This window comes from Alistipes sp. UBA1686 (genome assembly GCF_002320215.1).
Classification (GTDB): Bacteria; Bacteroidota; Bacteroidia; order Bacteroidales; family Rikenellaceae; genus Alistipes; species Alistipes onderdonkii.
Genome location: NZ_DCKA01000013.1, coordinates 13,819 through 34,962 on the forward strand (window position 1 = coordinate 13,819; position 21,144 = coordinate 34,962).

At 58.4% G+C, this 21,144-nt stretch carries 21 protein-coding genes; 6 read left to right on the forward strand and 15 right to left on the reverse strand.

The features are described from left to right. Nucleotides 1-29: 29 nt before the first annotated feature. Nucleotides 30-923, forward strand: a complete 894-nt coding sequence (locus B3C38_RS04620) for an AraC family transcriptional regulator (protein ID WP_022333040.1) — start codon at nt 30-32, stop codon at nt 921-923. A gap of 96 nt (nt 924-1,019) precedes the next feature. Here B3C38_RS04620 and tatC read toward each other — a convergent pair whose 3' ends face one another. From tatC to B3C38_RS04655, 7 genes are all read right to left on the reverse strand, one after another. After that, nucleotides 1,020-1,799 (reverse strand): twin-arginine translocase subunit TatC, encoded by a 780-nt coding sequence (gene tatC, locus B3C38_RS04625; RefSeq protein WP_055202420.1) that lies wholly within the window; start codon nt 1,797-1,799, stop codon nt 1,020-1,022. 105 nt (nt 1,800-1,904) lie between these two features. Continuing rightward, the gene (locus B3C38_RS04630; RefSeq protein WP_022333038.1) at nt 1,905-2,810 is read right to left on the reverse strand and encodes a sugar phosphate isomerase/epimerase family protein; all 906 of its coding nucleotides are present in this window, start codon (nt 2,808-2,810) and stop codon (nt 1,905-1,907) included. Nucleotides 2,811-2,831: 21 nt separating this feature from the next. Then, on the reverse strand, nt 2,832-3,704 hold the full coding sequence (locus B3C38_RS04635; protein ID WP_018696572.1) for a 3-keto-disaccharide hydrolase: 873 nt from the start codon (nt 3,702-3,704) through the stop codon (nt 2,832-2,834). A 45-nt stretch (nt 3,705-3,749) separates the two neighbouring features. Next, nucleotides 3,750-5,222 (reverse strand): Gfo/Idh/MocA family protein, encoded by a 1,473-nt coding sequence (locus B3C38_RS04640; RefSeq protein ID WP_172678899.1) that lies wholly within the window; start codon nt 5,220-5,222, stop codon nt 3,750-3,752. Nucleotides 5,223-5,256: 34 nt separating this feature from the next. Further along, entirely contained in the window at nt 5,257-5,466 is a 210-nt protein-coding gene (locus B3C38_RS04645; RefSeq protein ID WP_022333036.1) for a Sec-independent protein translocase subunit TatA/TatB, read from the reverse strand. A 50-nt stretch (nt 5,467-5,516) separates the two neighbouring features. Continuing rightward, nucleotides 5,517-6,590 (reverse strand): Gfo/Idh/MocA family protein, encoded by a 1,074-nt coding sequence (locus tag B3C38_RS04650; protein ID WP_055211452.1) that lies wholly within the window; start codon nt 6,588-6,590, stop codon nt 5,517-5,519. A 221-nt stretch (nt 6,591-6,811) separates the two neighbouring features. Then, nucleotides 6,812-8,461, reverse strand: coding sequence for a DUF6377 domain-containing protein (locus B3C38_RS04655; RefSeq protein WP_162852191.1), 1,650 nt, complete (start codon nt 8,459-8,461; stop codon nt 6,812-6,814). Nucleotides 8,462-9,004: 543 nt separating this feature from the next. Between B3C38_RS04655 and B3C38_RS04660 the strand changes: the two genes are divergently transcribed. Both B3C38_RS04660 and B3C38_RS04665 read left to right on the forward strand, forming a co-directional pair. Next, nucleotides 9,005-10,714, forward strand: coding sequence for an ArnT family glycosyltransferase (locus B3C38_RS04660; protein ID WP_286725805.1), 1,710 nt, complete (start codon nt 9,005-9,007; stop codon nt 10,712-10,714). Next, a complete protein-coding gene (locus B3C38_RS04665) occupies nt 10,711-11,079 on the forward strand; it encodes a GtrA family protein (RefSeq protein WP_055211448.1) in 369 nt (122 codons plus the stop codon). The genes B3C38_RS04660 and B3C38_RS04665 overlap by 4 nt, the downstream gene beginning before the upstream one ends. A 91-nt stretch (nt 11,080-11,170) precedes the next feature. Here B3C38_RS04665 and B3C38_RS04670 read toward each other — a convergent pair whose 3' ends face one another. The 3 genes from B3C38_RS04670 to B3C38_RS04680 are packed head-to-tail and all read right to left on the reverse strand — an operon-like array spanning nt 11,171 to nt 13,707. Then, nucleotides 11,171-11,896 (reverse strand): polyprenol monophosphomannose synthase, encoded by a 726-nt coding sequence (locus B3C38_RS04670; RefSeq protein WP_117508106.1) that lies wholly within the window; start codon nt 11,894-11,896, stop codon nt 11,171-11,173. A gap of 37 nt (nt 11,897-11,933) precedes the next feature. Beyond that, nucleotides 11,934-12,773 (reverse strand): DNA alkylation repair protein, encoded by an 840-nt coding sequence (locus B3C38_RS04675; protein WP_286725810.1) that lies wholly within the window; start codon nt 12,771-12,773, stop codon nt 11,934-11,936. Nucleotides 12,774-12,828: 55 nt separating this feature from the next. Beyond that, nucleotides 12,829-13,707 carry a hypothetical protein gene (locus tag B3C38_RS04680; RefSeq protein ID WP_286725813.1) on the reverse strand — a complete coding sequence of 293 codons (879 nt, stop codon included), beginning with the start codon at nt 13,705-13,707 and terminating at the stop codon, nt 12,829-12,831. Nucleotides 13,708-14,017: 310 nt separating this feature from the next. On the opposite strand from B3C38_RS04680, the gene B3C38_RS04685 reads away from it, so the two are divergent. The 3 genes from B3C38_RS04685 to B3C38_RS04695 are packed head-to-tail and all read left to right on the forward strand — an operon-like array spanning nt 14,018 to nt 18,225. Next, entirely contained in the window at nt 14,018-14,458 is a 441-nt protein-coding gene (locus B3C38_RS04685) for a GNAT family N-acetyltransferase (RefSeq protein ID WP_286725816.1), read from the forward strand. After that, nucleotides 14,455-17,145 carry an AsmA-like C-terminal region-containing protein gene (locus tag B3C38_RS04690; protein ID WP_286725819.1) on the forward strand — a complete coding sequence of 897 codons (2,691 nt, stop codon included), beginning with the start codon at nt 14,455-14,457 and terminating at the stop codon, nt 17,143-17,145. Before B3C38_RS04685 ends, B3C38_RS04690 begins: the two co-directional genes overlap by 4 nt. A gap of 3 nt (nt 17,146-17,148) precedes the next feature. After that, nucleotides 17,149-18,225, forward strand: coding sequence for a lysine exporter LysO family protein (locus B3C38_RS04695; protein ID WP_286725822.1), 1,077 nt, complete (start codon nt 17,149-17,151; stop codon nt 18,223-18,225). Nucleotides 18,226-18,346: 121 nt separating this feature from the next. Here B3C38_RS04695 and B3C38_RS04700 read toward each other — a convergent pair whose 3' ends face one another. Genes B3C38_RS04700 through B3C38_RS04720 form a run of 5 tightly spaced genes read right to left on the reverse strand, consistent with a single transcriptional unit; the run spans nt 18,347 to nt 21,144 of the window. Next, complete coding sequence (locus B3C38_RS04700) at nt 18,347-18,631, reverse strand: winged helix-turn-helix domain-containing protein (protein ID WP_018696559.1); 285 nt, start codon at nt 18,629-18,631, stop codon at nt 18,347-18,349. After that, nucleotides 18,616-19,251 carry a hypothetical protein gene (locus B3C38_RS04705; RefSeq protein WP_276654457.1) on the reverse strand — a complete coding sequence of 212 codons (636 nt, stop codon included), beginning with the start codon at nt 19,249-19,251 and terminating at the stop codon, nt 18,616-18,618. Before B3C38_RS04705 ends, B3C38_RS04700 begins: the two co-directional genes overlap by 16 nt. A gap of 8 nt (nt 19,252-19,259) precedes the next feature. Next, entirely contained in the window at nt 19,260-19,847 is a 588-nt protein-coding gene (locus B3C38_RS04710) for a hypothetical protein (RefSeq protein WP_117508223.1), read from the reverse strand. A 33-nt stretch (nt 19,848-19,880) separates the two neighbouring features. Next, nucleotides 19,881-20,516, reverse strand: a complete 636-nt coding sequence (locus B3C38_RS04715; RefSeq protein WP_286725832.1) for a hypothetical protein — start codon at nt 20,514-20,516, stop codon at nt 19,881-19,883. Continuing rightward, nucleotides 20,509-21,144, reverse strand: coding sequence for a hypothetical protein (locus B3C38_RS04720; protein WP_286725835.1), 636 nt, complete (start codon nt 21,142-21,144; stop codon nt 20,509-20,511). The genes B3C38_RS04715 and B3C38_RS04720 overlap by 8 nt, the downstream gene beginning before the upstream one ends.

Sequence of the window (21,144 nt, forward strand, 5' to 3'; positions counted from 1 at the left end):
TATTCGCAAAAAATGATTGCATAAGACCGATGGGAACTGTTGCATGCGGGCAAATATTCAAGGGTGCCTCCCGCTCTTTCACTTACCGCCACGAAAGGCTGTGGTACCGGGACGAATTCCCATACCACCAGCATCCCGAATACGAGATTACGGTGGTTTTCAGCGGGAACGGCCAGCGGGTGACCAACGACTTCACGGAACCCTTCCGCGAGGGGGAAGTCGTCGTGTTGCCGCCCTATTTTCCGCATGGCTGGGTCTATGACAAGGCATTGTGCGCCCCGGACGGGATGATCGAAAACGGTTCGCTGCAATTCGGCGAGGAGTTTCTGGTGCAGTTGTCGCAGCTCTCGCCCGAGTTCCAGCCCGTCGTACGGTTTTATAAGGAGTTGCGCCAGGCGGTCGGGCTCACTGGCGAAACGGCGGTCAGGGTGCGTAAATTACTGGCGGGTCTTGAGCGCAGCTCAGACCCCGAACGGTTCGTGACGTTATTGCAGTTGCTTTTCCTGATCGCGCAGGACGGGCATTGCCGCCCCATCGGGCCCGGGAAATTCCGCGGGGCAAAAATCCATAAGAACAAGCAGCGCCTGCAGGCCGTTTACAAGTATATCGTCGAGAATTACCACCGTAAGATAACCCTCGAGGAAATCGCGTCCTATGCCTCGATGAACAAGACGGCCTTCTGCCTGTTTTTCAAGAAGGCGACCGGCGAGTCGTTTGTCGCCTACCTGAATGTCTTTCGGTTGCAGATGGCCTGTACGATGCTGACCCGCTCTTCTAAGAACATTTCCGAAATCTGCTATGCAGTGGGTTTTACGGACATTCCCTATTTCAACCGGGCATTCAAGCAGCGTTACGGCGTTTCACCGACGCAGTACCGGGCTTCGATGCGGAATGCACCTCAGGCGGAGGGGCAGGGCGGCTGATCCGGCAGGGTGTCCCCGTCTAACGATTACGACCGGGTAATTCCCGGCCGTAATCCGTATGCCGGCGAAAGCCGGCAAATCGTGTGTCGTTGCCCGCTATGCCCGGACGATCTTTATACTCAGCTCATAGAGCAGGTAAAGCGGCAGGAAGACGATCATCAGCGTGAACGGGTCGCCCGTCGGGGTGATGACCGCAGAGAGCACCAGCAGGACGACTACGGCATGTTTCCGGTATTTCCGGAAGAATGTCTTTGTCACGAGGCCCAGTTTCGAAAGCAGCCATGCCAGCAGCGGCAACTCGAAGACGATGCCCATTACGAAAATGAGCATCAGGAAATTACCCATGTAGGAAGTCAGCGAGATCTGGTTCGTGATAAGCGGACTCAACTGATACTCGGTCAGAAACCGGAACGTGAAGGGGAAGACCAGGAAGTAACCGACCGCACATCCGAGGAAGAACATGAATGTCCCGAATGCGAATGCCAACCCGACGCTCTTCTTTTCGTTGTCGAACAGGGCAGGTTGTACGAACCGCCATATTTCGAACGTCAGGTAGGGGAATATCAGTACCAGCGCGAACCAGAACGAAGTGCTGATATGCGTCAGGAACTGCGAGGCTACGTTGATGTTGATGAGTTCTACCGAGAAGTGGTCGTTGCTGAAATCGGGGAGCAGCGGGTTGCCGCCTCCCAGTTTCGACAGCCATCTGTAAAGCGGGAAATCGGACGTGGTGGGAGCCAGTACGAAATTGTCGAACAGATAGGGCATGAGGCAGAAACAGACGACAACGAACACGAATAAGACGGCGATTACGCGAACCAGCGACCAGCGCAGGTCTTCGAGGTGCGCCCAGAACGTCATTTCCTTTTCTTCCATGGGATAGTAGGGTTTATTGCTTATTTTCCGGAAGGTATCTTTCAGCGAAGAAATATCCGGCCATCCGTCTGACGGCCGGATATCGTCTTCATGCTTCCGGAGGGATTATTTGCTGTACGAAGCCTTCACGAAAGGTGCCTCGAGCAGGTAATCCAGGCTCAGTTTGACACTCTTCTCCACATCGTAGCTGTATTGCTCGACCTCGACGATGATGTTTTCCACACCGGCGGTCTTGGCATTCTCGAAGATGGCATCGAACCCGACCATACCGCTCTGGCCGATTTCGCGGCGATCCTTGATATGGAGCATCTTGAAGCGGCCGGGGTATTTGTGGAAATAGTCGACGGGGCTTGCCTTCCCCATCACGGCCCAGTATACGTCCAGTTCGATGAACAGGTTTTCAGGGTCGGTGTTTTCGATCATGTAGTCCAGCATGACAGCCTTGTCCTCGATCTTCTGGAATTCGTGGGCGTGGTTGTGGTAGCCGTATTTGATTCCGGCTTCCCGGCACTTCTTCCCGATCGCGTTGAGGTAGTCGCAGTAGGTCTGCATCTCCTTCAGCGTCTTGGGGACGGGAAGGTACGGGGTCACGATGTACTCCATGCCTGCGGCCTTGTGGGCTGCGATGCACTGATCCCACCATTTCATCGACTCGGAGAAGTCGCCCGAAGCCAGTTCCTCGTCGGAGAGGCCTTTGCCGCAGTGCGAAGAGAGCACCTTCATGCCTACGGCCTCCACGTCGCGCCTGAACTCCTCGGGGGTGTTGCCGTAGAATTTACCGTCGTTGTAACTGGCGGCCTCGATGCTGGTGTAACCCATGTCGGCGAGTGCCTTCAGGACGGGTTTGTAGTCGTGCTGGTTTCTTCCGAAACTCCCGATCAGATCCCTGACCGAGTAGAGCTGGATACCGATATCCTTCTTTGCGTCCTTCTTCGCTTTGGCAAATGCCCCGCAGGGAGCAATTGCCGAAGCGAGCAGGATGCAAACCGCTGTAAACAGTTTACGTTTCATACGTTACCGTTGTTAACGGAATTAGTCGAGCACCTTGATGCGGATGTTGCGGAACCATACATCGTCGCCGTGATCCTGGAAGCCGATGTAACCTTCGCGCTGTGCACCGCCGCAGTTGTTCAGCAGTTCGAATGCCAGGGGCCACTTCTCGGGGCTGAACTTGCTCTTTTCGAGCATCTCCGTCCACTGGGGAGTCCAGAGGTGGTACTCGAGCACGTTCTGGTCGTTCTGGCCGTGTACCACGGTGCCTTTGTAAACCATGATCTTCGCCTTGTTCCACTCGCCATAGGGCTTGGCGTTCTGGGGAACGGCCGGGATCATGTCGTAAAGCGAAGCCGACTTGCGGTTGCCGTCGACGCCCAGTTTGGCATCGGGGTGGTTCTCATTGTCGAGTACCTGGTACTCGGGGCAGGAGATGTAGATGGGCTCCATCCGCTGTTTGCCGTCCTTGGTCGTGGCTACCTCCTGGCCGAGGTAGAAGATACCCGAGTTGCTGCCTTTGGCAACTTTCCACTCCACTTCGAGCTCGAAGTTCTTGAACTTGTGCGTGAAGATCAGGTCGCCGCCGTCGCCGTCCTGGGCTTCACCGCCGCCCGAACCGTTGAATTTGATCGCGCCGTTGTCGATCGTCCATTTCGAGGGCACGTGGTCTTTGCCGTAGCCGCGCCAGCCGTTGAACGTCTTGCCGTCGAAGATCACGTAGTAGCCGTCCTTGTCCTGCGGGAAGCCGGAGAGGTCTATTGTCGCATTGTTGATGACCGTGTATTCGGGTACGGCCTTGGTTTCTGCCGCTGCCGTGTCGGCTGCCGCTTTGCCTTTGGCACCCGGGCCGCCGCATGCCGCCATCGTTGCGGCTGCTGCGATGCATGTCGAGAATAAAATGACTTTTTTCATATTCTTTCCGTTGTTTTAATTTGAATTGATAATCTTGTCCGTAGATTAACGCGGCATGTCGGGCAGTTTCCAACCGTCGCGGTAGGTGTGCTTGATGAGCTCCTGTGCGAATTGCTGTGCGTTGACCGGATCCGTCCAGGTCTTGTCGAAGGTCGGGTGACCGTCCTTGATGTGGAACCCGTCCTTGATGACGGCACTGATCGTGGCGTCATCGGGGATGTTCGTGAAACGCATGTTCGGGCCGTCCCAGAGCAACTCGCGGTTCAGGTTCTGCAGGCGGACTGCCAGCACGCCCATAACCACCATTTCATTGAACGGGCCGGCTTCGCTGAAGTCCGATGCGCTCGGCACGCGGTCGTCGGCATCCTCCTTGCAGGCACGTACCCAGTCCATCTGGTGCGACTCCTTGATCTCGCGCAGTACCTTCGGTGCGTTGGGCACGCGACCCGAAACCAGGTAGGGGTTCACGCCGTAGCAGCCGCAGATCAGCGTATCCTTCGTACCGTAGAAAATAACGCCGCCGCCGGCCATGTTCAGGTCTTTGCCTGCGGGCAGCCCTTCGGGGCGCGCCGGTTTCAGGCCGCCGTCGTACCAGTATACCTCTACCTCGGGCATGGCTACCTTCGGCATGTTGTCGCGTGCCGGGAAGACGAACTTCACCGTCTGCGCCATCGGTGCGGATTCGTTGAGCAGCAGCGTCGAGCTACCCTGAACCTTGGTCGGATAGCCGAGCTTCAGGCCCTTGAATACCGGGTGGAGGATGTGGCAGGCCATATCGCCCAGTGCGCCGGTACCGAAATCCCACCAGCCGCGGAAGTTCCACGGGGTGTAGATCGCGTTGTAGGGACGGTAGGGAGCCGGGCCGATGAAGGCGTCCCAGTTCAGCGTCTTGGGGATGCGCTGGTCGTCCTCGGGACGTGAGAGCCCCTGCGGCCAGATAGGACGGTCGGTGAAGGTCTCCACCTTGCGGACTTCGCCGATCTCTCCGTTCCAGATCCATTCGCAGACCTTGCGGACACCCTCGTCCGACGCACCCTGGTTACCCATCTGGGTGGCTACTTTATATTTGTCGGCGAGCTTGGTGAGCAGACGCGATTCGTATACGGTATGCGTCAGGGGCTTCTCGACGTAGACGTGCTTGCCGGCCGTCATCGCATCGGCTGCGATGATCGCGTGCGTGTGGTCGGCCGTAGCCACCATCACGGCGTCTGCCGACTTGAGCATTTCGTCGAACATCTTGCGGTAGTCGTTGTACTTCTTGGCAGCCGGGTAGCGCTTGAACACGTGGTCGGCATATTTCCAGTCGACGTCGCACAGGCCGATGATGTTCTGGCTTTCGAGGCCGCGGAGCACCGACGAGCCGCGGCCGCCGATACCGACACCCAAGATGTTGAGTTTGTCGCTCGGAGCCGTGTGCCCGAACTTCTTACCTAAAACCGTACCCGGAACGACCGCTAAGCCGATCGCGGCAGCAGCTCCTTTTTTCAGGAACTTTCTCCTTGACATTTCGCTTGACATTGTTTCTTGATTTAAGTTAGTTGTTTTTGAGGGACTATTTATTTTCGTTGTTGGATTTTTCCGTACCCGAGTTTTCGATGTCGTTCTCGATGTTGTTCATGCCTTCCTTGAAGCTGCGCACACCCTTGCCGAGACCCTTCATCAGTTCCGGGATTTTTTTGCCGCCGAAGAGCAGCAGTACGATCAGGGCTATGACGATGATTTCGCCTGCACCCAGGTTGCCGATAAACAGTAAGTGGTTCATACCGATTGTTTTTAAGGTTTATAAAGTTTGTTTTAGTATCAGATTGCGGCTTATGCGCGCTTCCTCAGCAACCCGTAGCCATTCGACATCGTGCGGCGGCGTTCGCGAATCTCCTGCAGCGTTTCCAGATTTCCGATTGCCGGCAGGTCGTGCTGCCGCGAATCCTGGAGGAACCGCCATGCGTATTCCGATGCCGTGGCGGCGTCGCGGAACGAGGGGAGCGACGGATTGCGTTTCCCGCTTTCGATCGACTCGGCGAACAGTTTGCACAGTACGTCGATGTTTTTGCCTCCGTAGGGCTGTATGAGCCGGTGCGTCTGTGTCACTCCGTGCAGTTCGACGATCGCCGTCTTGAAATCGTGCGTCATGCGCGCGATGCCTTTCGTGCCGATGATGTCGATGTATGAATTATGTGTCTGTTTTTCGGCCAGTTGTCCGTATACATGTCCCTGGGTAATGTCGAATACGATGCCGTTCTCGAACGTGCCGTGGCACTGGAGCCACCACGGATCCTTGTAATCCCACATGCGGATGGCCTGTGCGTTCCAGGTCTTGAATTCCGATTCGGCATACCAGCGTGCGATGTCCACGTAGTGCATGCCGCAGTCATGGAACGACGGGCCCTCGAATTCGTGTCCTTCGCCCGGGGCCAGCCCCGGTGTCATGTGGCATACGCGGATGATCGCCAGTTCGCCGATTTCGCCCTGTGCGATAAAATCCTTGATGGTGTTGTGGTACCACGAATTGCGCAGGTAAAGGTTCACCGTCGAGAAGATTTTGGCCTTCTCGGCCAGCGCGACCGTCTGCCACTCCTTTTCCACCGTGTCGGCGATCGGTTTCTCGGCTATGACGTGCTTCCCGCTCGCAATGGCTTTCTGAATCTGCTCCGGGCGGGAATCCGCCAGGGCGAACAGCCCGACCGCCTGAATCTCGGGGTCGTTGAATATGATTTGTTCGTCGGATATTACTTTCGACCGGGGAGAGAGCCGCTGGGCCAGTTCCCGTGATGCGGGAGATACGTCACAGATGTAAACGATATCCCAGTTACCGCTTTTTTGCATCTCTTCGAGGTAAAAACCTCCCATTCTGCCAAAACCGATCAGACCGACTTTAATTGGATTCATTTCGTATAAAATAGGTTTAAGTAGGTGTTTACAATCCGATGCAATCCGGCTGCCCGCTGCGGGAGAGGGTGGCTGGACGCTGTGTTTACAAAATTAATCCTATTATATACCATATTTATAGGTTGGGGCGGAAATTGTAGAACCTGTAAAGTATTATATGTTTGTAAATAAATATTTTATCAAAAAAATATACAAAAAAAATGTAGTTGCCGTGGAATCGGTCACGGCCTGTTTTCGGGCGGCACACCGATTCGCATGACCATTTTTTCGAAGTCCTCGCGCGATATTGCGGCCTTGTTCCGGGCTTTGGTGCGGTAGTTATATACGGTGCTCAGCGAGCATCGCAGGAACGAGGCGATCTTGACGCTGTCGGTGATGCCCAGCCGCAGCAGGGCGTAAATCCGGAGTTCCTTGTTCAGCAGGTCTTCCGATTTGAGCACGATCCGTTCGTCCTCGACCAGCAGGGCGTTGAAATCGGCGACGAACGTCGGATAGAGGTTCAGGAATATGGCGTCGAAATTCTTATACAGTTCATCCAGTTCGTTCTCCATCATCGACGTGGATTTCAGCTGTTTGTATAACTCGTCGATCTGCCGGTTCTGCGCCAGTTTGTTCAGCGATTTCCGGTAGTCCTCTATCTTGTCGATATACATCGAACAGAGGTCGAAGAACCTCGCTATGTACTGTTCCTTGATGATGTTCGAATCGGTGAGCTGCGTGTTTTTCTCATGCAGTTCGTCGTTGAGCTGCATCAGGCGCCCGTTCGTCCGCGACAGCTCCTCCTTGATGCGGTACAGCTTGTGTATCTGCTGGTAAACGTAGATGAACAGCAGCACGAGGAACAGCGACAGGACGCTGATCAGGATCAGGTAGTGCTGCAACTTGGATTTGGACTTGGCCTCCTTGGCCTGGTAGATCGAGTTGATGATCGAATAGAACTTTGACATCTGGGTCGTGCGGAACTGCACGTTGCTGAATACCGCATCTTCGATGGCCGCCTGCGTGTACTTGAAAGCCCGTGAAAGGTCGCCCTGGTCGTAATACATCAGAGCCAGCGTGTGGAACGAGGCGTTCTCCTTCACCGCACTCTTCGCATCGGCGATCGCGGAGAGCATGAAATATTTCTTTCCAGCCTCCGGGTCTTTGTTCAGCCGGTAGAAATAACCGTAGGCATAGGCCGTCTCCGCGTAGAGCGGCGTGTCCTTGCCGACCTCTTCCAGCAACTCGTCGAGGATCGCCCTGGCTTCGTCCATCTTACCGTTTCCCATAAGTTTGTAGCTCAGGTGTATCCTGTACCGGAACGATCCCGGGTCGGAAACCATCATCAGCGAGTCCCGGTAGATATTCATTTCGTGCAGGTGGCTGCGCTGGCTGCTCAGCGTGGCGTAGTGCTGGAAATAGCGGTTGTTGGCCTCGTAGTAGACGGGAAGCAGGTCGCGCGGGAGTTCGGACGATCGAATGGAGCGGAGTATCTGGTTTGCCTCGACGCACATGCCCGAAAAAGAGTAGAGCTGGGCGAGGTACATGTTCGACAGGTAGGTCAGCCTTTTGTTGTCCAGCTGCCTGGCGATTTCGAGGTTCCGTTCGACGTAGCGGATGGCCGAATCCAGCTTGTATTTCCTGAATTCTTCGTACAGCTTCGTATTGATCTCGTACTCCTGTTCCGGGGTCAGGTTGCTTACGCCCAGCAGGTTCCTCAGCCTGCTGATCCGCTCTTCCTTTTCGGCTTCGAAAATATGTTTGTTCTCGATTACGTAGTCCAGATATTCCGAGAGGGATTGCGTCTCGTCCTGCCGGCACGACGCTAATGCCAGCAAGCCGGAGAGCAGCAGGAGTAACCTTATCGGACGTATGGAATTTCGTAGTTTCATGGCCTCTTCGTATGCAGCCTTCCGTAGCAAAAACGGCAGGTTGCGGGCTGCCGTAAAAAAATGATATTTTATGCTACGAAGTTAAGGCTATTTATAGGATAAATATTGTTTCTTTTTATGTATTTATTGTCTGATATTCGTATTTTTTAGGGTGTCTTTGGCGATTGCTGCGCTTCGGGAGCCGAGGATATTCCGGAGGCTTCTTTTCTGGGACATAATGCCGGATTTGTGAATCAGGCATCTGTAATCCGTTGTGTCATTGTCTGAAACATTTTTTTATGGACTTCCAAATATGGTAACATGCCACAGGTGTTTCCCTCTTCCGCTTCCATTGCAGGCATCTGGCTGTGGGACACGGTATTGTCCGGGATTTTCCGCCGATGGGGCCGGCCCGTAACAACGATCCGATATTACGGAAACGTTTTTTACACCGGCAAAGTGTGTCCCCGCGGACTGATTTGTGCGAAAGCTGTTTCGCCCCTCCCCTCTCTTTCGGACGGGAATGGCGCAAAAACGATAAATTTTGCTACCTTTGTCGCTTGTATGAAGGCATCGCTCAAAAAGACTTATGCTTCGCTCGGCGCCGACGGCCTGGTAGCTTTGTGGCTCGGCGTGTGGTGGGTGTGCAACCTCCTGCAGGCCGGGTTTTCCGAACTGGCCAACGACGAAGCGTATTACCATATGTTCGCTGAAAACCTCGCATGGGGATATTTCGACCATCCGCCGATGACCGCCTTGCTGGTCTGGCTCGGCGAGCACCTTTTCGGGGGCGAACTGGGCGTGCGGTTTTTCTTTACGGTGCTGCAACCGCTCTACCTTTATATACTATGGCGGATAATCCGCCCCGCGGATGCCGACCGGCGCGACGCGGCGCTTTTTGTCGTCCTCTCGGCCGCGACGCTGATGTTGCAGCTCTACGGCTTCATCGCCGTGCCCGACGGCCCGCTGATGATGACCACCGCGCTGTTCCTGCTGACATTCAAGTGGTTCTCCGAGAACCGGCGTTGTGCATGGCTCTGGATGGGGGTTGCCATGGCGCTGATGGCTTACAGCAAATACCACGGGGCGCTGGTCGTACTCTTCGCGCTTGCGGCGACCCCCCCCCGTCTGTTCCTGCGTCCGACCCTATATCTCAGCGGCGCGGTAGCGCTGTTGCTGCTCGTGCCGCATTTCGTGTGGCAGTACGAGCACGACTGGGCCTCGCTGGCCTATCATCTGGCGGGGCGTAATTCGGTGTTCCGGCCCAATTATGTCGCCGAATACCTGCTCAACCTGCTGGTGGTCTTCAATCCCTTCTTCGTGCCGTTGTACGTGAAGGCCTGGATCGCCGTGAAGCCGCAAAACGCCGTCGAACGTGCGCTGAAGTTTATCCCCGTGGCGTTCATCGTTTTTTTCCTGCTCTCGACATTTCGCGGTTACGTGCAACCCCAATGGGTGATCGTCGCCGTTTTCGGCCTGATCTATACGCTTTTCACCTATGCCCGCCGGCATTCCCGCACGCGGCGTTACCTGATGTGCGCCGGGCTGGCGACCGTTTTGCTGGTCGGTCTGGTACGTCTCGAAATGATCTTCAATCCGCTGGGCCTGCGTTTCGAGGTCTTCGACAATCCTGCGAGCTACGGCCGGATCGCCGGGATCGCCGACGGCCGCCCCGTCGTTTTCCGCCATGGCTATGCCGTCGCGGCCAAATACGCCTTCTATACCGGGGGCGAGGCCTACTGCCAGCCCAATATCCGCTACCGTACGCACCAGTGGCAGTTCCGCGATGACGATACGCGCTTCGCGGGACACGAGGTGCTGGTCGAAACGCCTTACGACGGGGCGGATACCACGGGCCGCGTCCGGAGCGTCGTGTTGCCCAACGGCAAACGTTTTTCGTGGTTCGTCGACCCGCATTTTCATCCGACGCGCCTGGTGGATATTGCCTTTACGGGGCTGCCCGAACAGGTCGTTGCGGGCGATACGCTGCGTTTGACGCTGCGCATCTCGAACCCCTATCCCTATGCGATCGGGGTCTGCGGGGATCGGTCGCTCGTGATGCTCTGGAAGCACGGCCGCTTCCGCGTCGAGGAATTCGATACGGGGGAGCATTTCAATATCCCGGCCGGGGATACCATCACGCGCGAGGTGCGGTTCGTCGTCCCGGAGCAACTCTCCGGCGCCGGTTTCGATGCCGGTTTCGCCCTGCGCCGCGATGGGTATACGAATTGGTTTAACGGGAAACCTCTCCGCACGGAGGTCGTCGCACCATGATCCAGCAGTTCATCAAATTCTGTGTCGTCGGCGGTTCGGGGGTCTTCGTTGATTTCGGGATCACTTACCTTTGCAAGGAATGGCTGCGCCTGAACAAGTACCTGGCCAATTCGCTGGGGTTCCTCTGTGCGTCGACCTCGAACTATGTCCTGAACCGCATCTGGACGTTCCATAATGAAAACCCCGACATTGCCGGGCAATACCTCCGTTTCCTCGGTATCGCAGCCGTCGGGCTCGTGATCAACAACCTCACGATCTATCTGCTGCACGAACGCTGGAAACTGAATTTCTACCTGGCTAAATTATTTGCCATCGGGGTAGTCACCTTCTGGAATTTCTTCATGAACTATTTCTTTACGTTTTGATTTCCGGGGTGCTCGGATTCCGCTGTAAAGTATGTATGCATAAATGCCAGCCTCCCGGGAGGCTGGCGTCCGTATTCCTGCCGGATGGCTGTCACTGCCTTTTCGCGCTTCTGATCGAACGGAACGGGAGTCCCAGCACGCCGAAGAACGCTTCGCGGAAGATGCCGCCGCTCATTTTCGAGGTGCCTTCGCGGCGTTCGACGAAGATGATCGACACCTCCTTGAGTTTGAGTCCCAGCCGCCATGCCGAGTATTTCATCTCGATCTGGAACCCGTATCCCTTCATCTTCACGGCGTCGAGGTCGATCGTCTCCAGCGCGTGGCGCGAGTAGCAGACGAACCCCGCCGTTGCGTCGCGCAGGGGCATGCGGGTCACGATGCGTACGTACATCGAGGCAAAGTAGGACATCAGCAGGCGCGACATCGGCCAGTTCACGACGTTCACACCCTGCACGTAACGCGAACCTACCACTACGTCGTTCCCTTCGGCCGCAGCCTGGTACAGCCGTAGCAGATCGTCGGGATTGTGCGAGAAGTCGCAGTCCATTTCGCAGATGTAGTCGAACCCGTTGTCCAGTCCCCAGCGGAACCCCGTCAGATAGGCCGTGCCCAGCCCCTGCTTGCCGCTGCGTTCCAGCAGGTGCAGCGTCGCGGGGAATTCCTGCTGGCGCTCTTTGACGATTGCTGCGGTGCCGTCGGGCGAACCGTCGTCGATGACGAGCATTTCGAAAGCCTCGGGCAGCGAGAAGACCTTGTCGATCATCGCCGAAATATTCTCTTTCTCGTTGTATGTCGGGATAATTACCAGTTTGCGCATAGGGGCTCGTTTTGGAATTTCTTACACAAAGGTAACATTATTTTGCAAATCTGTGCCGTGCGCCCTGTTTTTCTGCCGGGCGCCGTCGCCGGGCTGCCGTTTTACCGTCTGTCGGTTGTTTTGGGGCCTGTCCAGGCTGTTTTTCCGCCTGCCCGGCCGTTTCGGTGCCGGGGCGCGGGTTCACGGCGGCCCGTGAAGTTGCCTGTTTGCGCCGTTTCATGGCGCGGATCGCCTGTTTGTCCGTGTCGCTCACGCGCAACGATTCGACGATTTTTTGCAGCGATTTGTTGAATGTCCAGTCGTCGAGCGAGCAGCTGCCGAGCCACTCGTGTGTCCGCAGCGGGAATTTTACATAGCAGACCGACACCGCCCATGCCACGGCCATACGGGCGTAGTAGGCTTCGTGGCGGACGCCGTCGAGCAGTTGCAGCAGTGCCTCGAGGTGCTCCCCGTCGACGAAATTCCCCAGCCCCGTCACCACGGCGAAACGCACGTCGTATTCGGCTTCGGATCGGAAATAGGGCTGTATGAATTCCCACATCGGCTGCCGTTCGGCCGCCTTCAGGCGCCAGCAGAAACAGTCGCAGACCGCCCAGTTGTCGATTTTGGGCACGAAGCGCGCCACATGCTCCAGCTTCTCGGCCGGCGTGCAGCGGGCGCAGCCGATCACCAGCCCCTGCAACATCCGCTCCTCGAAATAGAAATCCTCGGCTTCGGCAAGGTATGTGCGCCAGTCGCCTGCGGCGATCTGGCGGGCTATTTTGCGCAGTACCGGCAGGCGTATGCCCAGTACGTTTTCCACGCCCGGCATCAGTGCCGCGGTGAATTTCATGTATTTCGGCTCCTGGAGTTCGAGCAGTTGGTCGCGGAGGGTCATCGTTTCCGGGATTCGGGGCTATGCCGCCACGGGCAGGGCGGGTCGCCGTGTGCGGTTATTGTTTTTTCGTTACGGTGCGGTAGCAGCCGATGCCGCTCACCTCGGTCGATACCTCGCCGATCAGAGGCGCTTTGGCATTCACTCCCGTCTGCACCATGATGAAGTCGACCTGTGCGAGGTTGGCCGGGGCGCCATCGGCCGTTACGGCGTCGCTGATCCGCAGGCGGTTGGTCATGCCGGTGCGGTCGGAGGCCGAATAGTTGTCGGCGTACCCCCATGCAAAAGGCTCCATCGTCCATTTTTCCCCGGCTTGCCCGATATTCCTCGGCAGCCGTGTCCCTTCGAATGTGATTTCATTCTCCACGATCCATTCGGGGTAGTAGGCCTGCGTATGTTCTTTCACACGGTCGATCGTGCCGCTGCCGCCCTGGTTGTCCCTCCATGCTACCGGGGCGTCCGCCTCCGCGGGGCGGGTATAGGTGATCTCGTAGCCGCGGATCGTTTCGGCGTTGTCGTATTCGCTGCCCCGCAGTTCGTACCACGTGTCATTGGGCGCTCCGTCCCCGTCAGCGTCCTGCGACACCCACACGATGCCCGGTTCGGACGACGTATCGAACTGGTTGCCTTTGACGTAGAGGTCGTATCTGCCCGTGTTGGGCACGGGTTCCGCGAAGGCCGCCACGATGCGGCCTCCCCAGCCGCCGAGCGAAACCCAGTTGTTCGAGGCGAGGCGGTTCGCAGCATAGCTGCATGCGTCTGCCGCCGATGCCACATGGTCGAACCCGGCCATCGTGCCGTTGATGAACTGGCCCGGTGCCGGGGTGTATTCGAGGATCGTGGCGACGGGCTCCTGGATCTGCGTGGTCGTGGTCTCTTCGCCGGAATTGCAGGCGGCGAAAAGAAGCGCCGCGAGCGGGAATGCATATTTTTTCATGTTTTCCATAATTTTTTACGGTTTCTGCCGGGATTCGGCGCGGGTATTCCCCGGGCTTGCCGGCGCCCGGGCTCCTGCCCCTCCCCAGGCATTTTCTCCGCGCCGGAGGGGGGAGGCTGTCCGCAACTGCACCGGTCGCCCGGCGTACGATCCGCCGCCGGGTGGCACGCGATCGCGTCGCGGTGCCGGTTTGCCTGTCTGTCCCGAACGGGACAAAAATACTCTTTTTTCGGCATATGGCAGCCGGGATACGGGCAAAAAGCCGGGGTTTCGAAAAAAAGATTAACTTTGTGAAAAATATTCGAGACGTATGGCGGTCGAAATAGAGTGTGTGACAGAAGTATCCGACGAACTCGCCGAGGCGTTCGCAAGGCTCATGCCGCAGCTTTCGCCCTGCCTGGGTGGACTCTCCCGCGAGGCTTTGGAGCGTGTCGTGTGCAGCGACGGCACGGCGCTGTTCGCCGCCCGGCGGGACGGTCGGATCGCCGGGGTGCTGACGCTGGTGTGGTACGACCTCCCCTCGGGCCGGAAAGCCTGGGTCGAGGATGTGGTGGTCGATGCCGCAGAGCGCGGCTGCGGTGCCGGCGAGGCGCTCGTTAAGGCCGCCACGGAGCATGCCGCCCGCATCGGTGCCGCGAAGGTGATGCTCACCTCGAACCCTGCGCGCGAAGCTGCCCGGGCACTTTACCGTAAAGTCGGATTCGAAGAGGCGGGGACTACGGTTTTCGTCTTTAAAACAGATAGGAAATGAAAAAAATCGTGAAGATTGTGGCCATTGTCGTGGCCGTTGTTCTGGTGGCGGCTTTTGTCGCCCCGATGTTGCTGAGGGGAAAGATCGCCCAGATCGTGAAGCGCGAAGCCAATGAGATGCTCGACGCACGGGTCGATTTCGAAAAACTCGACATCAGCCTGCTGCGCCATTTCCCGCGCGCGTCGCTCGACCTGAAAGGGCTGACCGTCGTGGGCGCGGGGCCGTTCGAAGGCGATACGATCGTTGCCGCGAACCGCATATCGGTCGTCGTGAACCCGATGTCGCTGTTCGGCGACGACGGGTTCGAAGTGACGAAGGTCATCCTCGCCGAACCGGCGCTGCACGCGCATAAACTCGCCGACGGCAAGGTCAACTGGGACATCGTGAAGGCTTCGGGGGAGGAACCCGCCGCCGGGGAAGTGTCTTCGGAGGAAGGTTCTTCGTCGTTCAGCCTCTCGATTCGCGATTTCAGGATCAGCGACGCGACGATCCGCTATGAAGACGATTCGACGGGCATGCGTTTTTCGACGGCACCCCTCTCCCTTCGCCTGCGGGGCGACATGTCGGCCGACCAGACCGACCTCGACCTGCGGCTTACGGCCGGTGCCGTGCGGCTGGTTTCGGGCGGAATTCCGCTGCTGAGCGACGCCGAGGCGGAGCTCGACGCCGTGATCGCGGCCGACCTGAAGAACAACCGTTTTACCTTCTCCCGGAACCGTCTGCGCCTCAATGCGATCGAGCTTACGCTCGACGGCTGGGCCGAGATGAAGGACGATGCCGTGGCTATGGATATTACGGCCGGATGCGACAAGGTGCAGTTCAAGGACGTGCTTTCGCTTGTCCCGGCATTCTATACCCGCGATTTCCGCAACCTGTCCGCCTCCGGCGAACTTTCGATGGCGCTGTGGGCCCGTGGCGAGATGCGCGGGGCGGCGCTCCCGGCCTTCGAACTCAAGACCGAGGTGCGCAACGGCAGTTTCCAGTATTCGTCTTTGCCCAAGGCGGTCGACGGAATCAATATCGCCGTACGGATAGCCAACCCCGGCGGCGTCATGGACAAGACCGAGGTAGACCTTTCGGAATTCACGCTCCGCATGGCGGGTAACACGCTTTCGGCATCGCTCTATGCGACGAACCTCGCCAGCGATCCGGTATTCCGCGCTGCGGCCGACGGACGGGTAGACCTGGGGGCGGTGAAAGAGGTTTACCCGCTCGGTGAGGATGTAGCCCTGAGCGGACTGATTAGCGCCGACGTGAAGGTTTCGGGGCGCATGTCCGATGTCGAGAAGGCCCGTTACGGGCAGATCGGCGCCTCGGGGACGTTCGTCGTCGAGAAACTCGGCCTCTCCATGCCCGGCCTGCCCGCGGTGCATATCCGCCGTGCCGCGGCTACGATCACCCCGGCGTCGATGACGCTGGGCGAGTTCGGCGTGACCGTGGGTAAGAGCGACCTTGCGGCCAACGGCCAGCTTACGGGGTATATCGGCTACCTGCTGCGGGGCGACAAGCTCTCCGGGCGCCTTTACGTGAAATCCGACCTGCTCGACCTGAACGAGATCATGAACGCCATGCCGGCCGACGAAGAAACCGCCGGCGGGGAAGCTGCTGCCCAGGCGCCCGCCGAGTCCCCTGCTCCCGCGCAGGCGCTCGAAGTCCCGCGCAACCTCGACCTTTCGCTCAATACCGAGTTGCAGAAGGTGTTGTTCCAGAAGATGACCATCGGCGGCATCACCGGCGAAATGCGCATGGCGGACGGAACTTTGTCGCTCAGCCGCCTACGTATGCAGCTCTTCGGAGGTACGGCTACCGCATCGGGCAGCTATTCGACGGCCTTCGATCCGCAGCGGCCGGCGCTGAAACTCTCGCTGGGGCTTTCGGGGGCATCGTTCTCCAAGACCTTCGACGAGTTGGAGATGGTGCAGAAACTCGTCCCGGTCTTTGCCAAGACGGGCGGCGACTATTCGCTCTCGCTCGATATGTCCGCGACGCTCGATGCGCAGATGTCGCCCGACCTGCAGTCGGTCAACGCCACGGGCGAGATCAAGTCGGCCAATATCCGCATCCAGAACATTGAGGCGTTCGATGCACTGGCCAAGGCGCTCAACAACGACAACCTGCGTAAGATCGAGGCCAAGGACGTGGCTATCCGCTTCGCCATCCGCGACGGACGTATCGCTACGGAGCCTTTCGACCTGAAGATGGGCGACATCAGGATCAACATGTCGGGTTCGACGGGGCTCGACCAGACCATCGACTATACGGCCAGGGTAGCCCTCCCGGCCGGTTCGACGGGCGGTATCCTGCAATCGGTCAACGTCGGTATCGGCGGCACGTTCACCTCGCCCAAGATCACGCTCGGTGTGAAGGAGGCCGCCGAACAGGCCGTGAAGAACGTCGTCGACCAGCAGATCCAGAAGCTCACGGGCAGTGAGTCGCTCGGCGAGGAGATCCGCAAACAGGCCGACAACCTCCGGGCCGAGGCCGCGAAGGCGGGTGAGAAACTCGTCGAGGCCGCCCAGGCGCAACGGACGAAGCTTATCGACGGTGCGAAGGAGAAAGGTGCGCTGGCCAAGCTGGCTGCCGAGAAGGCCGGAGACAAACTGGTCGAGGAAGCCCGCAAACAGGCCGACAACCTCCGGGCCGAGGCCGATAAACAGATCGAAAAACTCACGGCGAAGCAGGAATAAACGATGCTTGTCATTTTTGCCGTCATCATCGGAGGAATCATTGCGGGGCGCCTGCTGTCGAGCTGGCGCCTCGTATTCGTCTCCCGTATGATTACCGTGATTATCTGGCTCCTGCTGTTCCTGCTGGGACTGGAAGTCGGTTCCGACCCTGCCGTCGTGGGTGGTATGGCGACCCTCGGACGCACGGCCTTCGTCATCTTCGCATGCTCGGTCGCGGGCAGTATCTGCATGTCGTGGCTGTTGTGGCGCTGCGTCCGGCGAGGAACCGCATCCCGGCCTCCCGCAGAAGGGATGCCGGAACAGGCCGGGGCTGTCGCTGCGGGGATCGAGGCGCCGCAACCGCGCGTTACGACCTCTGCCGGTACGGGAATGCCCGGGCCGGCCGTTGCAGTGGAGTGTCCCGGACAGAACGCCGGGCGTATTGCGGGGGAGCACGTCGTAAGCGGGGCGGACGCGGCGCTTTCGATGTGGGGCGCCTTGCGGGGGAGTCTGGTGATCGTCGCCTTTTTCGTCGCAGGATGTCTGGCGGGGCTCTCCTCCGCCTTGCCGTTCGACGTGGCGGGGTCGCGCCTCAGCACTTATGTGCTCTATGCCCTGATGTTTTGCGTGGGGATCACCCTCGGCAACGATACGACCCTCGCGGGACGTGTCCGGCGGCTCGATCCGCGGCTGGCGCTGCTGCCCGTGATGACGGCCGTCGGTACGCTGGCCGGCGCTGCCTTGTCGACACTGCTCCTGCTGCCGCTTACGGCCGGGGATACGATGGCCGTCGGCGCTGGGTTCGGCTACTACTCGCTTTCGAGTATCTTCATCGCCGATTTCCGGGGTGCGGAGCTGGGGACGGTGGCATTGCTCTGCAATGTCATGCGCGAGCTGTTCACACTGTTGGCCGCACCCCTTGTCGCCCGGTGGTTCGGGCCGCTGGCCGCCGTTTCGATCGGCGGCGCCACGACTTTCGATACCACCCTGCCGATCATCACGCAGTCCGCAGGAAAACCCTATGCCGTGGTGTCGGTCTTCCACGGCTGCGTGCTCGATTTCAGCGTCCCGTTCCTGGTGACGTTCTTCTGCACGATGTAAATTCGGATACGGATGCCCTTCCGGGGTGCTGTTGCCTCTGCTACGGCAGAAATCCCCGCCAAGCGGGGATTCAGCGCTGGACGGCAACAAACGCGGCGTTCCGTTGCGGGGTGTTTCGGGGCTATCTTTTTATGTAGGTCTGCAACGCCGCGACGTATTCGGCGAAGGCATCGCGCCCGGTGTCCGTGATGCGGCAGACCGTGCAGGGCATCTTCCCGCGGAAGGTCTTTTCGATTTCGATATAATCCGCCTTCGCCAGCTTGTCCAGTTGTACCGAAAGGTTGCCCGCCGTGGCTCCGGTCTGCTGCCGGATAAAGACGAAGTCGGCGCTCTCGACCCCGATGAGGATCGACATCACGGCCAGTCTCAGTTCCGAATGCAGCAGCGGATTCAGTTCTTTGAACATTGCTTGCGGGTTATGTGGCGGAGGATAAAACCGGGTAGCAGTACGAGCAGTATGCCATGGGCGGAGAGTTCGAGCATCCATGTTCCGCCCTGGGCGTCGAACGGCATGCGGAACGTATAGTTGAACGCCATGATGAGCTCGAAGACCGAGAGCATCAGCAACGCTGCGAACGACCCCGATTGCTGGGAACCTTTACCCCGGTAGAATTCGGCGGTGATGGCCAGTGCCGTGCCGAGCAGCAGCTGCATGACGCCTACGGGGTTTATCGTATTCCCGGGGATGGTTACGGCATAGACGATCGCGGCGGCCGAGATCATCGCCGGCATGCCCCATATCAGGATCAGCAGGTCGTCGAACCCCGTGCGGACGAGGGCCTTCCGCCGCGAATTGCGAACCGTCCAAATATAGCCGCAGACCAGCGGAACCAGCCAGCTCCACAGCACGCGCACGTCGCCTGTCCAGCGGTAAAGCCCGTATTCGGCCAGTGCCGTGAGGCTGAGCAGCGCTCCCCAGCAGATGAACAATTCGCCCCGTACGTAATTCATGCGGCGCATATTGCGGTCGAAGACGCGGGCGATGATGTCCAGCGCTTCCGTTTCGGATATTTTCTGCCTGTCCATTGTGTTATTTATATCGTATGGTTCGACTTGTAGTTGAGGATATGCCCCGGGATAATCATCATCACGACGAATCCGGCGGCGAAGAGGGCCGGCATCCAGTAACCGCTCACGATGAGCGAAACGGGAGCGAGGACGATAGCCGCCGTACCGCCGGCGGTGGCCGGGCGGAACCGGATGATCAGCCCCGTGATCGTGGTTCCCATGCCCATCGTCAGCAGGATGATGAACAGGATCGGCAGCCGTATCTGGCTGAAAAGCGAGAGCATGCTGACGAACCACGCCGTGAGGCCCATTACCAGCCATACGTTGTTGATGACGCGGTCGACGAACGTGCTGACTTTGCCTTCGGTATGCTTGTCGCGTGTCAGCCACATCAGCAATGCGCCCAGTACGGGGAGCAGCATCCACAGGATGTTCCATTTCGGATCCTGGAAATAATACACCGCACCCATGACCAGGAGCGTCGTGAAGACGGTCACGTAACCCCAGACCAGGAACGGCCGTCCCGAGTTGCGCAGCATACGGTTGCGGGTGTTGTCGATCATGCGGCTGATGAGCGCGATGCTCTCGGCGGCATTCAGTTGCTTGTCTTCCATAGCGATGTGTTTTTGCGTCCGTTTCATGTCGTTTCAGTGGGCGCCGGGTGTTTTGCCGCCACCCTTGCCGGCACGGTACTGCCCGGAATGTTTATAACGGTAATGGAGCAGGTGCCCCGGGATGATCAGCATCAGGACGAATCCCGCCGTGAATAATACGAGGTGCCAGTGGTCGGTAACCGCGAGCGAAACCGATCCCAGTACGATCCCCGCCGTGCCTCCGGCGATGCCGGGCGTAAACCGCAGAATCAGGCTGGTGATGGCGATTCCCATGCCGATCATCAGCAGGATGGTGAACGTCACCGGAATCCGGATGATGAGCAGCACCGCCAGCGAGCCGACCAGCAGGGCGGCGAACCCGATGACCTTCCAGATTATGTCTATCACCTGGTCGACGTAAGTGCGGGAACAGGATCCGGTCGTTTCGGATCCGAGCAGGCGGGTTATGAGGTAGCCGGCTACCGGCAGCATGAACCAAAGGTAGTTCCAGTGTGTGTTGTCGAAATAGCTTGCCAGCCCCCAGACGGCGAGTGTCGTGGCGACCGTAACATAACCCCATGTCAGCAGGTGGAGCCCGGCGCTGCCGGCCATGCGGTTGCGTGTATTTTCGATCATGCGGCCGATGAGTGCCAGACTCTGGGCGGCGTTCAGTTTCTTATCTTCAGTCATGCGCGTCGTTTGATTTCGCCACTTTGTCCGCATCGCACCTTACCTGCCTTCTGAGCGCGTAGCCGGCACCCGTGAGCCCGATGAGAACCGCTGCGGCAAATTGCAGCAGGTTGTAGTCGGGGTCGGCATTGAGCCAAGAGTCCCGGGTAATACCGAAGCCGATCGGTATTACGGCGCATGATGCGTAATACATGTACTTGTTGCGGATTACCTGCCCCGAGATGAAGAGTCCGGCGCCGATCAGCAGCAGCGCAGGGAAGAGCGGGTCGACCGCCCACGGGTCGTACCCGCAAATCAGGATCGCCGACAGGACGACCAGTGAGGCTATGCAGCTCCATATCTGTTCCAGCAGCCGGTCGGTGTAGCTTTTGACCTGCGGGGCGCGGAACCTGTTATGCCACCAGGTCACGGTGCCCCCTGTTGCCGCGGCTGGCAGCCACAACCATAGCCAGGCGCGGCAGTCGGTGGTTTTCAGCAGGACGAAGATCACGATGGCGGTCGCGGCCAGCAGGTATCCCCACAGGAGGAACAGGTTGCTGCTGCCGAATGAGAGCCGTCGGCGGGTGCCGCGGATCATCTGCTGGATGAGTTCGATGCGCTGGTTTGCGTCGAGGTTTTTGTCTTCCAT